This window comes from Streptococcus sp. HMSC064H09 (assembly GCF_001812625.1).
In the GTDB taxonomy this organism is placed as follows: domain Bacteria; phylum Bacillota; class Bacilli; order Lactobacillales; family Streptococcaceae; genus Streptococcus.
This window is the reverse complement of record NZ_KV809582.1, coordinates 60,540-75,190: the sequence shown is the minus strand read 5'-3', so window position 1 is coordinate 75,190 and position 14,651 is coordinate 60,540. Positions and strand designations below refer to the sequence as shown.

The following is a 14,651-nucleotide window of genomic DNA, read 5'->3' as shown; positions in this document are numbered from 1 at the left end:
AGGGTTTAAAAATTTCACTATCTATTGATATCTTAGAAATCTTTACAAAACCTCCAAAGGGGTAAATAATTTTCTTGCAAAGTTCTGAAAATAGTGTATAATTCTGGTTGAAAAGGGTTACAAAAATGTTAAGATTTGTAAAAATGGGAGGATAGAATCATGAATAACCTATTCGGTGATTCGAGGCAGCGTTTCTCCATCCGTAAGTTTACGGTGGGCGTTGCTTCGGTCTTACTTTCGTCTGCGGTTTTTGGTGTAAGTACCGCTAATGCAGAACAAGCTGAAGAGCCTACGGGACAGCCAGCTACGAGTATACTTGAGGAAGCCAGTGAGTCTGATGGTGGGGGCCAAAGGACAAGCGCTAGCGTCTCAAGTCAAGAAGTGACAGCTGAACCTACTGTTCAGGCAGAGAGTACAAGTGCTATCTCAGTGACTGCTATTTCTAGTGAAGTTGCGCGTCAAGAGCAAACGGTTGCAAGCTCTGAACAAACTAGTTCATCGCAAGATAAGACTAGTGAAACTCTTAGTGAGAAACCTGTAACTGTTAGTGAAACACGAGAAGCTAGTGCTAGCGAACTTGCTGCAGCAAGTAATAGTAGTTCCACTTCATCTGATAATTTCGGACTTAAGGTTACCAATCTAAGTCGTCCAATTCCAGCGGATGTTAAGGTGACTAAGACAGGAACTGAAATTCATGTTCAAAACCCTAACGTTGAGCTTCAATTTCCAGACGGAAATAGTATTTACTCAAGAAGTAAGGTTGTTTATCATGATATTTCATTCCCTAACGATATAGCTATTAATTCAGGTGACAAAGTTATCTTCACTCTTCCAAGTGAATTGCAATTTAAGACAAGCTATAGTGTTAATGTTTACAACCCTAATAACGAAGTTGTTGGTATTGCTCAGGTAGATCCTAAGAATAACAGTGTTGTAACCACATTTAATCATTATTTCGAAGATCACCCTATTGGGAAATATATGAATTTAGAGTTAGATACGCTTTATTCTGAAGCTCTCAAAGGTGGCGAAAAATTGCACCTCAATTTCAATGGTCATGTCGTTAATGTGACAGTTGGTTCTGCAAATCCTATTCCTAGTGACGAAGTCATTGCTAAATGGGGTAGTCAGGACAAGAATGATCCAACCCTAATTAACTGGGGAATGCGTCTTAATTACGCAAGACGTGTCTTGAATAATCTTCAATTGATCGATACTTGGTCTGATAATCAAAGATTTGTTGATAATTCTTTAGAGTTACGTTACATTGATTCTGCTGAGCCATGGGTTGATAAGGGTTCAGCTATGGAATTGATTAAGAGTTTCTCTCATGACAATACTAAATTTGAGTTAAATCTTGGTCGTTTGGACCGTATGGTTTATGTTTGGTATCAGACACGATTGACCAACCCAGCATCAGATTCTAATAATCCTACGAATAAAGTTGACCTTCATGCAGATGTTGAGTCAAAAACATATACTTCTGAAGTACGTTTAGTTGGAGGTCGTGGAAATGCAGGTGGTGAACAAGAGGTACATTTCAATCTTGAATTAGCCAAAGAGTTGGCAGGTAGAGCCTTGAAAGATAAGGAATTTACCTTCAAATTGGTTGATATGACAGATAATAAGATGGTTGATCTTGGTGAAACAACCAATGATGCCTCTGGTAAAATTGTCTTCTCAAATCTTGTACTTAACCAACCAGGTACTTACCACTATCGTGTGACAGAAGTTCCTGGTAATGATAGTGACGTCGTTTATGATAAGCTCCAAGCTGATGTGACTGTCCAAGTAGCTAGAGAAACCACAGATGGCCGAGAAAAATTAGTGGCCAAAGTGGTTTATCCAGATGACGTTATCTTTAACAATAAATTGGTAACACCAGCCAAGGCCAAAATTACATTTGGTAAGGAATTGACCAAGGCAGGTGTTAAGCAAGATCTAAAAGCAGATCAATTCCAATTTGTCCTTAAAGACCGTTTTGGAAAAGTCCTTGAAACTGTTGGAAATACAGCTGACGGTCAGGTTGCCTTTAGTGAGTTGACCTTTAATAAGGTAGGTACCTACAACTACACTGTTGAAGAACTTGCAGGTAAGGATGATGCAATTGTCTATGATACGATGAAAGCTGCTGTTTCTATCACGGTAACACGTGATGGTGATGCTCTTGTTTCAACCGTAGTTAATCCAAAAGACACCATCTTTAACAACAAGTTTGTGACTCCAGCTAAAGCTGCTATTCAGTTCAGTAAGGAATTGACTAAGGCAGGTGTTCACCAAACTTTGACTGCTAATGAGTTCCAATTTGTCCTCAAAGATAGTGCAGGCCATATTGTCGAAACTGTTGGTAATACAGCTGATGGTCGTGTTGCATTTAGTGAACTTCACTTTGATAAGGCAGGAACTTACACTTATACTGTTGAAGAAGTTAAGGGAACTAACGAAGATATCATCTATGATGGTATGAAAGCGACTGTCTGGATTACAGTGACCCGAGATGGCGATGCTTTGGTATCAACGGTCGCTAATCCAAAAGACACTGTCTTTAATAACTATGTTAAAGAAGTGCAACCAGCCAAGGCCAAATTCGAATTGACCAAGGTTCTTACGGGCCGTAACCTCAAAGATGGTGAATTTAGCTTCGTTCTTAAGGACGACAAGGGTAATGTTATCCAAACAGTGACCAATAATGCACAAGGAAACATTAGTTTTGAAAACATTGTCTATGACAAACCAGGTGTTTACTACTACACTGTTGAAGAAGTCAAGGGCAATGAAGCCGATGTGGTTTATGATAACATGGTAGCTAAATTCCAGGTGACTGTTACCAAGACTGTGGGTGAAAAGGAAAATCTGCTTGTAGCAGCAGTTCTCCTTCCTTTGGATACAGAATTTAACAATAGTTACATTCCTCCAAAACCTCCTACACCGCCAACACCACCGACACCACCAAGTGTCCCACCTAAACCACCAGTGGTTCCGCCGACACCACCAACACCGCCTACTCCACCAGTGACGCCAAAACCAGCTAAGCCAGTTCAATCCTCTGAGAAATCAGGACCTCAACTTCCAGAGACTGGTCAAGCTAACGATACTGCCTTGCTTGCCCTCGGTGTGGCAGCAGAAATGGCAGCAGTCATGGGTGTAGCATATAGCCATCGTCGCCGTAAAGACGTTTAAGATGATGACCTAAAAGATCGAGAATGCTCGATCTTTTTTAGTGTTGGAATGCCTATCTCATTAAATGAGAAATCAAGATAAAGCCAACTGCAGGATGAAATTTCTACTAAATTAAGCTATAATGAAGAGTATGAAAGTTCTACTTTATCTTGAAGGAAAATCGGTTCTTGAAAAATCAGGAATCGGACGGGCTCTCCACCATCAGATGCATGCCTTGGACTTGGCGGGGATTCCCTATACGACGGACATCTTGGGTGATTACGATGTCGTTCATATTAATACTTATGGTCCACGTAGCTTGATGTTGTTGCATACTGCAAAACGCCGTGGCAAGAAGGTCATCATGCATGGTCATTCGACACGTGAAGACTTTGAGAATTCATTCATCGGTTCTAACCTTTTGGCCCCACTTTTTGGGAAATATTTGGCCCACATGTATCAAAAGGCAGATTACGTGATTACGCCATCTGAGTATTCCAAAAAATTGATTCAGTCTTACGGAGTTACCACACCAATCATTGCTGTTTCAAATGGGATTGATCTGAAAAAATACGGTAAGGATCCACGTAAGGAAGAGGTTTTCCGAGACTACTTTGGTATCGAGGAAGGACAGCCAGTGGTTATTTGTGCGGGTCTTTATTTCCAACGCAAGGGAATTGAAGATTTCGTCAAGGTTGCCGAAAAGATGCCTCATGTTCGTTTCATTTGGTTAGGTAGTATTAGCAAATGGCTAATTCCTAAGAAGATTCGAGACATTGTCAATGGTAAGCATCCCGATAATGTCAGCTTCCCAGGTTACTTCAAGGGAGCTGTCTTCCAGGGAGCTATGAGTGGTGCTAACGCCTTCTTTTTTCCGTCCTATGAGGAAACCGAAGGAATCGTAGTGCTAGAGGCCTTTGCCAGTCACCAACATGTGGTTTTGCGTGATATTCCTGTTTATGAGGGTTGGGTTGATGACAAATCTGCCTCATTCGGGCATAACGTGGATGAATTTGTAGTAGCCTTACAAGATATTATCGATGGTAAAGTGGACAAACGTGAAGAAGGTTACAAGGTTGCAGAAAGTCGCTCGATTGATGATGTGGCTCAGAAACTTGTTGAAGCCTACAAAGAAGTATTGGAGATTTAAATGCGTATCGGATTGTTTACAGATACCTATTTTCCACAGGTATCAGGTGTTGCGACCAGTATTCGCACGCTGAAGACGCAGTTGGAAAAAATGGGGCACACAGTCTTTATCTTTACCACGACTGATAGAGATGTTGACCGCTATGAAGACTGGCAGATTGTCCGTATTCCCAGTGTGCCTTTCTTTGCTTTTAAGGATCGCCGAGTGGCTTATCGTGGCTTTTCTAAGGCTCTAGAGATTGCAAAACAATACAAGCTTGATATTATTCACACGCAGACAGAGTTCTCCTTGGGGCTTCTAGGGATTGCCATTGCGCGTGAACTTAGGATTCCTGTTGTGCATACCTATCATACTCAGTATGAAGACTATGTCCGCTATATTGCCAAAGGTATGGTCATCCGTCCAAGTATGGTTAAGTACATTGTTCGTGGCTTTATGAGCGATCTGGATGGGGTTATCTGTCCGAGCGAGATTGTTTATGACCTTTTACTCAAGTACAAGATTGCTGCTGAAAAACGGGTCATTCCAACAGGCATTGAACTTGAGAAATTCCAGCGTCCAGAGATTACCGAAGAAGATGTAGCGGACTTGAGAGCCAAGCTTGGTATTGCTTCGGATGAAACCATGTTGTTGAGCTTGTCTCGTGTGTCCTATGAGAAAAATATCCAAGCAGTTCTGGCGGCTCTACCTTCGGTTTTAGAGGAAGACGATAAGGTTCGGTTAGTTGTTGCTGGCGATGGCCCTTACCTACCAGACCTGAAGTCCCAAGCCAAGAAACTTGGTATTCTGGATAAGGTGGTTTTCACAGGTATGATTGCACCTGGCGAAACAGCTCTTTACTATAAGGCTGCTGATTTCTTCATCTCGGCATCAACCAGTGAGACTCAGGGATTGACCTATCTGGAAGCCTTGGCTAGCGGTACTCCGATTATTGCTCATGGAAATCCTTATTTGGATAATGTGATTACGGACCAGATGTTTGGAACGCTTTATTATCATGATAATGATTTAGCTGGGGCCATTTTGGAAGCAGCCATTGCAACGCCAGAAAAAGACGTGACTAAGTGGGCTGACAAGCTTTATGAAATTTCTGCGGAAAACTTTGGAAAACGTGTCTATGAGTATTACTTGGATCTCACGATTTCTAAGGATTTCCACAATGATTTGAATGGTGAAGATAGTACCATGAAACGCTTGACGCGTATGGTGACTTACTTGCCAACCAAGGCTATTACCTTGCCTGTTAACGGCTCTGTTCGTATCATCAAAGGCTCTGCTAAACAGGTCAAGAAAATCAAAAATATCACGAAACTATTGGATTAGGAAAGCTATCAGATTTTCCTAGTCAGATAAAATCTTAGAATTGATTAATAAAAGAGATAATTAGCTTGAAAAATTACAGTTTCATGCTATAATAACGCATAGAGACATATCAGTCATGGGAAATCTTTCAGAGAGCGTGTGTCGCTGGGAATCACGCAGAGGACATGATTGGGACTACTCGATAAATTTTTTATGCAAACATAAAACGGTGGCCACGTTAGAGCCAATCAGAGGTGTAGGACAGACGCATTTTTTGTCGTACACGAACTAAGGTGGAACCACGTTGCGACGTCCTTTTGAGGATGTCGCTTTTTATGTTGTTCGGGATACTTTGATTTTTTTAGAATGTCTAGTATAGATAGAAAAGCTTTACTTTGTGACTAAATATTCTCTCTATTGATTACAAAAAGGACTGTTTAGAATGAAGTGGCACTATCTTTTTAGTTGAAGGAGAATTTATGGGGTTCAAATATGGAGCTATCAAGGCCTACTTGATTGACCACGGTGTGGATGCTAGTCTTGCTGAGACTATGCACGCTATCTATGCTACCCAAAGACTTGGTGGAACAGCCAATGCCTATTTCCTAATTGTTTTTACAGAAACAGAGATTTTCATTATTTCTATTACACCTTTAGGAAAATTAGGGGAGATTATCGCTACACTGCCTGAAGAGATGATCAAGTCATATCAGTTTAAGAAACGTTTGTTTATTGGTTACAAACTTTGCTTCGTCCTAACTGATGGTAGGGAATTAGAATTTAATATCAACAAGATGATGATTGGTGCTGGTTGGCATAAGACAGAATTGCAAAGTATCCTAGAAACAAATTATTACAACAAAAACATTAAATAGAAAGGACGAAAGGGCTCTTCCTTTAGAGCTCTGACATCTTAATTATGATTAACATTACTTTCCCAGATGGCGCTGTTCGTGAATTCGAATCTGGCGTTACAACTTTTGAAATTGCACAATCTATCAGCAACTCTTTGGCTAAGAAAGCTCTTGCTGGTAAATTCAACGGTAAATTGATTGATACTACACGTGCCATCACTGAAGATGGAAGCATCGAAATCGTGACACCTGATCACGAAGATGCCCTTCCAATTTTGCGTCACTCAGCGGCCCACTTGTTTGCACAAGCAGCTCGTCGCCTCTTCCCAGACATCCACTTGGGTGTTGGTCCAGCTATCGAAGATGGTTTCTACTACGATACTGACAATGAAGCTGGTCAAATTTCTAACGAAGATCTTCCTCGTATCGAAGAAGAAATGAAGAAAATCGTTAAAGAAAACTTCCCATCAATTCGTGAAGAAGTGACTAAAGACGAGGCACGTGAAATCTTCAAAAATGACCCATATAAATTGGAATTGATTGAAGAACACTCAGAAGACGAAGGTGGTTTGACTATCTACCGTCAAGGTGAATATGTTGACCTTTGCCGTGGCCCACACGTGCCATCAACTGGTCGTATCCAAGTTTTCCACCTTTTGAATGTTGCAGGTGCCTACTGGCGTGGAAATAGTGATAATGCTATGATGCAACGTATTTATGGTACAGCTTGGTTCGATAAAAAAGATCTCAAGGCTTACCTTAAACGCCTTGAAGAAGCTAAAGAACGTGACCACCGTAAACTTGGTAAAGAACTTGATTTGTTCATGATTTCTCAAGAGGTTGGTCAAGGTCTTCCATTCTGGTTGCCAAACGGTGCGACAATTCGTCGTGTCTTGGAACGCTACATCGTGGACAAGGAAGTAGCAGCAGGCTACCAACACGTCTACACTCCACCAATTGCCTCAGTTGAACTTTATAAAACTTCAGGACACTGGGATCATTACCGTGAAGATATGTTCCCAACAATGGATATGGGAGATGGTGAAGCCTTTGTCCTTCGTCCAATGAACTGTCCTCACCACATCGAAGTTTACAAACACCATGTCCACTCTTATCGTGAATTGCCTATCCGTATCGCTGAAATTGGTATGATGCACCGTTATGAAAAATCTGGTGCCCTTACAGGACTTCAACGTGTACGTGAAATGTCACTTAATGATGGTCATACTTTCGTAACACCTGAACAAATCAAAGATGAGTTCCAACGTACGCTTCAATTGATTATCGATGTTTACGAAGATTTCAACTTGACTGACTATCGTTTCCGTTTGTCATACCGTGACCCTAAAGATACTCACAAATACTTTGACAATGACGAAATGTGGGAAAATGCTCAAAGCATGTTGAAATCAGCTATGGATGACATGGAACTTGACTACTTTGAAGCAGAAGGTGAAGCTGCCTTCTACGGTCCAAAACTTGATATCCAAGTGAAGACTGCCCTTGGTAATGAAGAAACCCTTTCTACTATCCAATTGGACTTCTTGCTTCCAGAACGTTTTGACCTTAAATACATCGGAGCTGATGGAGAAGAACACCGTCCAGTTATGATTCACCGTGGGGTTATCTCAACAATGGAACGCTTTACAGCTATTCTTATTGAAAACTATAAAGGAGCCTTCCCAACTTGGTTGGCACCTCAACAAGTAACTGTTATCCCAGTTTCAAATGAAGCCCACACAGATTATGCTTGGGAAGTTGCTAAACAACTTCGTGACCGTGGTATCCGTGTTGAAGTGGATGAACGTAACGAGAAAATGCAATACAAGATTCGTGCGTCTCAAACACAAAAGATTCCTTACCAATTGATTGTTGGTGATAAGGAAATGGAAGACGGAACTGTTAACGTTCGTCGTTATGGACAAAAACAAACACATACAGAAGCTGTGTCAGAATTTGTAGAAAATATCCTTGCTGATATCGCTCGCAAATCACGCCCAGATGCCGAATAAAAAAAGGGTCGGTTAGCTAAGCTAACTGACTTTTTAGTAGGATAAACCATGCATGTTTTTATGAAAAGACTTTTATTTCTGATGGGAGCAGTTCTAGTCTTGTTGCTGGCTAGCTTTATCTATCATAGATTAGCCTTGCAAAGAGAAAAGGCCTCTCTCAACCCTATAGGGCAAATGGTGTCTGTTAATGGCCATGACATGAGCGTCTTTGTGAAGGGAAATGGTCCACAAACCTTAGTTTTTCTATCTGGTGCTGGAACGGCCTCTCCCATTCTAGATTTTAAAGACTTGTATGATGATGGGCTTTCTAAGCAGTATAAGATAGTCGTTGTAGAGAGAGCTGGCTATGGTTACAGTGAGGACACATCTAAGTCCAGAGATGTGTCTGAGGTTCTTTCAGAGACACGTCAAGCCCTAGCCAGGGCTCATGTCTCAGGTCCTTATATTATCCTTTCTCATTCGATGGCCTCCTTAGAGACACTTCTGTGGCAGGAAAAATATCCTAGTGAAGTGAAAGCTATCATTGGTTTAGATTGGGCCCTACCAGAAAGTTACGCTCATTTAAAAATGCATCCCCAGATATTACGTATGGCTCGTTGGGGAAGTCAATTGGGCTTATTAAGGTATTTACCGAGTCGCTTATATGTGCCTAATGCCAATCTCAGTAGTAGTGACCGCCGCCTCTACCAACGGATAGCCTATCGTCAAATATTGTCAAAGGCTATGTTAAATGAGAGCCTGTCTGTTAAGGAAAATGCGAAAAAGGTTACTTCTAGCATTGATTCACATATTCCAACCTTACTGATGGTCTCGAATGGTGAGGGTACAGGTTTTAGCCAGGAGGACTGGCGGCATTATGCGACTACCTTTGCAAAGGACCAGAAAAATATCGAAGTGACTTTTTATGATTCTCCGCATTATCTTTATCACTATCAGACCAAAGAGGTGTCCGAGAAGATAGAGGAGTTCATCAAAGAGACGACTGATTAAATTTACGTATGTTATTGAGGAGAGATGTGATGCTCATTGGTTCAAAAGCCTTTCGACACTTATGGAAGAACTGGCAAAGGGACTACCAACCATTGCAAGTGCTAAAGCTATTGCTAGCTTATATAGAGATGCCAGAGGACTTATCGGGAGAGCTTGAAGAAACCCAACACCTTTTATCTTATTTCGATTCTGACTTAGCACCGCATGATTCCTTCTGGAAGGATGTCGTGAAATTGGTAGATCTGGCTTTTCCTGATGATAGTTTGTCTAAGAATGTTTCTATAGAGCGACAAATCCATCAGCTACGATACCTGATTTCTAGTCAACAGGCACAGTATGTGCGGACGCATTATAAAAAGCCAGGGATGACAGATAAAGAAGCTTTGGCTGTCTATCTGAGATGGAAGCCTTTCACCATGTTTGATCAGGGACGTTTGCACCAGAAGGTTTCTATCTGTGATGGCAAGGCGGTTTATCCTGATGGGATTCCAAGTGTTAATCTAAAAATTCTTCTCTATAATCGGATTGAGTTTATTCTGGATAGTCAGGGAAACTTTCTCAATGAGGTCGATGCGGAGCAGGTGACTGAGAGTGGGGTGGTTAATGGTGCCAGTTTTAACTATGGTAATTTCAAACGCCACTGGCAACTGGATGTGGAGCCGGTCCAACCACATGACCCTGATTTTCGTAATCGAATGACTAGGGGCTTTCGTTCACCCAACAAATTGAAAAAACGTTTGGGACAGCAAGCGCCTGAACAGTTTGATAAATCTTTCTACAATCCAAAAGGTATTTATGCCCAGTCTCATAGGTCTTTGGCAAATGATGTCAAACGCCAAGCCAGACTTTTTCTTGCTCTGGTTTATGGCTTTAAATCGATTCAGAAAAAGCAAACAAAGGAGGTTCATATGTCTAAACAACCACAAAACAATAAAGGAACAGCGATTCTAGGATCACTAGTCTTTATGGCCTTATACGCCCTAGGTATTTGGCACAATGCTGTCCGAGGAAATATTCCCTTTCTCATTCTTTGGAGTGTTTTACTCCTTGTTAATGTCAGCTATTTGATTTTCCGCTTGAGAAAATAAAAAAAGAAAGTGATATGGACCTAAATGGTAAGAAATTTAGGTCCGTATCACTTTTTTGTATATTCAATGATAGCTTACCATTTGCTTTCTTCTGGGATAATAATCCAGCAAATGATGTAGAAAAGAAAGCCTGTTCCGAATAAGAAAATCGCTGCAGCCCAAATGAGGCGAATAATGACAGGGTCAATGTCAAGATATTTAGCGATACCAGAACAAACACCGGCAATGATTTTGTTGTTTGGATCTCGTCTGAGTTCTTTTTTCATATGATTTACCTCCGTATGCCTTATTATACCATAAGACCTTGAAGTCTAGTATTAGCTTAAGGAAGCATGAAGTAGACGATACCCAGATATTGGAGTGCTGAAGCCAGCATGATGAAGAGGTGCCAAATCATGTGGAAGTATGGTTTTTTCTTAGCGTAAAAAGCTGCCCCAACCGTGTATGACAATCCTCCAGCAAGCATGAGCCCCCAAAAGGCTGGCCCTGTCTTAGTAACGATAGCTGGAATAATGAAGATAACCAACCATCCCATCATCAGATAGAGGAAGAGGGAGAACTTTTCATTGATTTTTTTAGCAAAGATTTTGTAGAGAATACCAAAAATTGTTGTTCCCCATTGGAGGACGATGATGCTGTAGCCTAGCCATCCGCCAACTAGTGAGAGGGCAACAGGGGTGTAGCTTCCAGCAATGGCGATATAAATCATGCTGTGATCAATAATTCTTAGAACCATCTTGTGGGGTGAGTTATAATCCATAGCATGATAGATGGCTGAGCTCAAAAACATGAGGAAGAGACTGATGACAAAAACGGACATCCCGATGGCAGCAGTCATGCCGTAGCCGTTGTTGGCATGAACGGCAGTAATTGGCAATAAGACTAGCATGGCCATAGCTCCGACGGCGTGAGTCACACTGTTTGCCACTTCCTCACCAAAGCTAAGTTTTTTACTGAGTTTGAGGTTGGGAGAAGTATTAAAAGTAGCAGTATTAGACATTGTTTCCTCCTTCAAGGTCGTTCAAAAGTTGATGGGTAGCTCGGTAGCATTGAAGCGTCTGACAGGCTGAAAGGATGACTTGTGGAGCCTCTTGGGGAAACTGACCATTCATACAGGCTACAAAGTCATTGTAGTAGCTCTTTTGACTTTCAGCATCTGTACGCAGGATTTCCAAGGTTTTAGCAATCTCAGAAATCTCAAAGACGGTCTTCAGACTTGTGATGACAATAAGTCTAGCTACCTGAGCAGCATTATATTTTTTCTTGATGGGTTTTGCGACATGGCCATGTTTGACATAATTATTGACCATAGAGGCGGTTAGCCCCTTGTCGTTTGGTCCCAAAGTACTTTGGGTGACCTGGTTGACATAGAGCAAAACCTGATCCAAATAGAGTTCAATCTCTGGTAATTCTTCCCAGAGAGGGTATTGTTGTGTTGTCAAATTATAAAAACCTCTTTATCTAGTTTTCATAACTAGATTATAACATTATAGAAATTCAAGTCAAGTCAGAACTTGTAAGATATGAAAAAGATGTTGAGATAAAATTTCCAACATCTTTATTTTTTATGTGATAAGGCAGGTTGATTTTTTATGCTTTTGGATCACTTCTTATGGGGTTCTGAGTTTCTCCAAAATTGCTTGTGCAGTTTCTTGGTTCATATGTTTGGCCTTGAGAAGTTCAGCCAAAACCTGAGGCATTTCTTCAGGAATAGCCCCAGCTAACAAAGCTAGGGATTTGGCTTGGAGTTTCATATGTCCTGCCTGTATTCCTGTTGAAGTCAGAGCTTTGAGAGCAGCCAGATTTTGTGCCAAACCAAGAGAGACGATGATACTGGCTAGAGTTTTGGCATCTGGATGATTAAGCAAGTCATGGGCGATAGAAGCACTAGGGTTAAGTCCGATAGAACCTCCACGAGTTGCGATTGGCATGGGGAGGGTTAATTCTCCCACTAGTTCCTTAGCTTCATGATCATAAGTCCATGTGGAGAGACCACGGTAGCTACCATCCTTGCTAGCATAGGCATGGCTACCGGCCTCAACGGCTCGCCAATCGTTTCCGGTCGCGATAACTAGGGCATCGATACCATTGAAAATTCCCTTGTTATGGGTAGCTGCTCGGTAGGGGTCCACCTGAGCCAGTTGGCTAGCCATCTCCATTTTCTTGGCTAGGTCATGTGCCTCTTCCTTATTACGACTGAGGAAGCGTGTGCTAAGACGACAAGTCGCTGTCACAAGACTCTCAGTGGCTAGATTTGAGAGAATAGCCATGAGGCTTTGACCTTTTGAGAGGTTTTCCAATTCTGGCACCAGGGCTTCCATCATGGTGTTGACCATATTGGCTCCCATGGCTTCTTGGGTATCAACGGCTAGATAGACAATGAGGAAGTTTCCTTTAGTCTCAGTCCAGAGCTTGCGAGGGCCACCCCCACGCTTAACAATAGAAGGGTGAGCCTCTTTGGCAATCTCTATAAGGTCCTGACTGGCTGCTTGAATTTTACTTGAGGCAGCAGCCTTATCAGGAACGTCAAAGAGGGCAACTTGGCCAATCATCTGACGGTCATGAATCGTAGTCGTGAAACCACCAGAACGCTTAATGAGCTTGCTAGCGTAGGAAGCAGCAGCCACAACTGAAGGTTCTTCGGTAACCATGGGAACCTGATAAGTCACACCATCTACCAATACATCTGGGCAAATGGCAAAGGGAAGTGTGAATCGACCAATAACATTTTCAGCCATTTGATTGGCTGTTTCAAGGGTGAGTTGTTGGTTCTTATCCAGAAGATCTTGATTTTCCTGAGACAAAAGAGCATTCGTTTTCAAATGCTCTTTACGTTCTTGCGGTGTCTTCTTGGAAAAACCAGTCCAAGAGAGTTTAGTCATATTAATGTCCTTTATAGATACGTTGGTGTTCAGAGATTTCAGCTAAACGGAAAGCTCCGGTTTGGTAATCAGCGAATTGAGTAGAACCAGTGTCATCCAACTGCGCCTCCTCATAGAAAAGTTTTTCATAATCAGCAACGCTTAATTGTTGACGTTTGGCAAAGGTATCTAGGCGGTCCGAACGAAGCAGGTCTTTGTAACCTTCAACCAGACGTCCTGAGAAAATTTCAGAGACAGCTCCAGAACCGTAAGAGAAGAAGCCAATCTTATCTCCGGCTTTAAGGTCTTGCGACTGTTCAAGCAAAGAAAGAAGTCCAAGATAGAGTGACCCTGTATAGATATTCCCAATTTGACGACTATAGGTAATTGAAGCATCGAAGTTATTTGTCAGACGCTCTTTGTTCTCTGGATTCAAATCTTTTGGAATAATCTTATTAAGTCCCTTAAGAGCTAGCTTAGGATAAGGAAGATGGAGACAAAAAGCAGCAAAATCAGCAAAGTTAGCCTGATGGCGTTCTTGATAAGCTACCCAAGTTGTCTTCAAACTGTCAAGGTACTGTTTGGTTGAATAGATGCCTTGAACATAAGGCGTTGAACTGTAGTTTGGACGCCAGAAGTCCATGACATCACGAGTTTGTGCCACATTATCATCAGCAAGTTCCAAAATACGTGGATTCTGACTGACTAGCATAGCTACAGCACCAGCTCCCTGAGTTGACTCCCCAGAAGATCCGACACCATAGCGGGCAATATCACTAGCGATAACCAGAACTTTGCTATCTGGGTGAGTTGCCACATGCAACTTAGCATAGTTAAGTCCAGCAGTTGCAGCGTAACAAGCTTCCTTCATTTCAAAAGAACGAGCAAAAGGCTGAATACCTAAAAGACTGTGGACATAGACAGCAGCAGCCTTAGACTGGTCAATGGAAGACTCAGTAGCTACGATGACCATATCGATAGCATTTTTGTCGTCGTCATTTAAAAAATCAGCCGCCGCATCAGAGGCAAGCGTCACGATATCTTCTGTAATCGGCGTAATACTGGTTGCATCAAGCATCAGCCCCTTGCTGAATTTTTCAGGCTCCGCCCCACGGGCAAGAGCGAGATCAGCCATGTTTAGAACATATTGACTGGTCGCAAAACCAATCTTATCAATTCCAATAGACATATGATGTTTCCTTTTTTCTTCATTGTAGAGTATCCAGAAGATACTA

12 protein-coding genes are annotated in these 14,651 nt (G+C 41.8%); 7 read left to right on the top strand and 5 right to left on the bottom strand.

All coding sequences use genetic code 11. The features are described 5' to 3' along the window. The first annotated feature begins 159 nt into the window (after positions 1 to 159). The 7 genes from HMPREF2867_RS05850 to HMPREF2867_RS05820 all read left to right on the top strand — a co-directional run bounded on the left by HMPREF2867_RS05850 (position 160) and on the right by HMPREF2867_RS05820 (position 10,555). Positions 160 to 3,180 (top strand): Spy0128 family protein, encoded by a 3,021-nt coding sequence (locus tag HMPREF2867_RS05850; protein ID WP_070576416.1) that lies wholly within the window; start codon positions 160 to 162, stop codon positions 3,178 to 3,180. Between the two features lie 130 nt (positions 3,181 to 3,310). Continuing rightward, the gene (locus HMPREF2867_RS05845) at positions 3,311 to 4,309 is read left to right on the top strand and encodes an LTA glycolipid anchor biosynthesis glycosyltransferase, IagA/BgsA family (protein WP_070576415.1); all 999 of its coding nucleotides are present in this window, start codon (positions 3,311 to 3,313) and stop codon (positions 4,307 to 4,309) included. Continuing rightward, the gene (locus HMPREF2867_RS05840) at positions 4,310 to 5,632 is read left to right on the top strand and encodes a glycosyltransferase family 4 protein (protein ID WP_070576413.1); all 1,323 of its coding nucleotides are present in this window, start codon (positions 4,310 to 4,312) and stop codon (positions 5,630 to 5,632) included. It begins immediately after the preceding gene. Between the two features lie 458 nt (positions 5,633 to 6,090). Further along, positions 6,091 to 6,486 (top strand): hypothetical protein, encoded by a 396-nt coding sequence (locus HMPREF2867_RS05835; RefSeq protein ID WP_070576412.1) that lies wholly within the window; start codon positions 6,091 to 6,093, stop codon positions 6,484 to 6,486. Between the two features lie 44 nt (positions 6,487 to 6,530). Beyond that, a complete protein-coding gene (gene thrS / locus HMPREF2867_RS05830) occupies positions 6,531 to 8,477 on the top strand; it encodes a threonine--tRNA ligase (protein ID WP_002890325.1) in 1,947 nt (648 codons plus the stop codon). A gap of 48 nt (positions 8,478 to 8,525) precedes the next feature. Further along, complete coding sequence (locus HMPREF2867_RS05825) at positions 8,526 to 9,467, top strand: alpha/beta fold hydrolase (protein ID WP_070576410.1); 942 nt, start codon at positions 8,526 to 8,528, stop codon at positions 9,465 to 9,467. A 29-nt stretch (positions 9,468 to 9,496) separates the two neighbouring features. Beyond that, positions 9,497 to 10,555 (top strand): DUF3114 domain-containing protein, encoded by a 1,059-nt coding sequence (locus HMPREF2867_RS05820; protein ID WP_070576405.1) that lies wholly within the window; start codon positions 9,497 to 9,499, stop codon positions 10,553 to 10,555. 74 nt (positions 10,556 to 10,629) lie between these two features. Here HMPREF2867_RS05820 and HMPREF2867_RS05815 read toward each other — a convergent pair whose 3' ends face one another. From HMPREF2867_RS05815 to HMPREF2867_RS05795, 5 genes are all read right to left on the bottom strand, one after another. Next, positions 10,630 to 10,821 carry a PspC domain-containing protein gene (locus tag HMPREF2867_RS05815; protein ID WP_002886147.1) on the bottom strand — a complete coding sequence of 64 codons (192 nt, stop codon included), beginning with the start codon at positions 10,819 to 10,821 and terminating at the stop codon, positions 10,630 to 10,632. Between the two features lie 56 nt (positions 10,822 to 10,877). Next, entirely contained in the window at positions 10,878 to 11,555 is a 678-nt protein-coding gene (locus HMPREF2867_RS05810) for a PAQR family membrane homeostasis protein TrhA (protein WP_070576402.1), read from the bottom strand. Continuing rightward, positions 11,548 to 11,997, bottom strand: coding sequence for a DUF1836 domain-containing protein (locus HMPREF2867_RS05805; protein WP_002885964.1), 450 nt, complete (start codon positions 11,995 to 11,997; stop codon positions 11,548 to 11,550). Before HMPREF2867_RS05805 ends, HMPREF2867_RS05810 begins: the two co-directional genes overlap by 8 nt. A gap of 168 nt (positions 11,998 to 12,165) precedes the next feature. Further along, positions 12,166 to 13,437 (bottom strand): hydroxymethylglutaryl-CoA reductase, degradative, encoded by a 1,272-nt coding sequence (locus HMPREF2867_RS05800; protein ID WP_021144513.1) that lies wholly within the window; start codon positions 13,435 to 13,437, stop codon positions 12,166 to 12,168. Position 13,438: 1 nt separating this feature from the next. Beyond that, positions 13,439 to 14,605 carry a hydroxymethylglutaryl-CoA synthase gene (locus HMPREF2867_RS05795; protein ID WP_070576397.1) on the bottom strand — a complete coding sequence of 389 codons (1,167 nt, stop codon included), beginning with the start codon at positions 14,603 to 14,605 and terminating at the stop codon, positions 13,439 to 13,441. Between the last annotated feature and the right edge of the window lie 46 nt (positions 14,606 to 14,651).

Coding starts and splice junctions, on each gene's coding strand:
- HMPREF2867_RS05835 (WP_070576412.1), top strand. CDS start 6,091: ATGGGGTTCAAATATGGAGCTATCAAGGCCTACTTGATTGACCACGGT.
- HMPREF2867_RS05795 (WP_070576397.1), bottom strand. CDS start 14,605: ATGTCTATTGGAATTGATAAGATTGGTTTTGCGACCAGTCAATATGTT.
- HMPREF2867_RS05815 (WP_002886147.1), bottom strand. CDS start 10,821: ATGAAAAAAGAACTCAGACGAGATCCAAACAACAAAATCATTGCCGGT.
- HMPREF2867_RS05820 (WP_070576405.1), top strand. CDS start 9,497: ATGCTCATTGGTTCAAAAGCCTTTCGACACTTATGGAAGAACTGGCAA.
- HMPREF2867_RS05840 (WP_070576413.1), top strand. CDS start 4,310: ATGCGTATCGGATTGTTTACAGATACCTATTTTCCACAGGTATCAGGT.
- HMPREF2867_RS05800 (WP_021144513.1), bottom strand. CDS start 13,437: ATGACTAAACTCTCTTGGACTGGTTTTTCCAAGAAGACACCGCAAGAA.
- HMPREF2867_RS05810 (WP_070576402.1), bottom strand. CDS start 11,555: ATGTCTAATACTGCTACTTTTAATACTTCTCCCAACCTCAAACTCAGT.
- HMPREF2867_RS05825 (WP_070576410.1), top strand. CDS start 8,526: ATGCATGTTTTTATGAAAAGACTTTTATTTCTGATGGGAGCAGTTCTA.
- thrS (WP_002890325.1), top strand. CDS start 6,531: ATGATTAACATTACTTTCCCAGATGGCGCTGTTCGTGAATTCGAATCT.
- HMPREF2867_RS05845 (WP_070576415.1), top strand. CDS start 3,311: ATGAAAGTTCTACTTTATCTTGAAGGAAAATCGGTTCTTGAAAAATCA.
- HMPREF2867_RS05850 (WP_070576416.1), top strand. CDS start 160: ATGAATAACCTATTCGGTGATTCGAGGCAGCGTTTCTCCATCCGTAAG.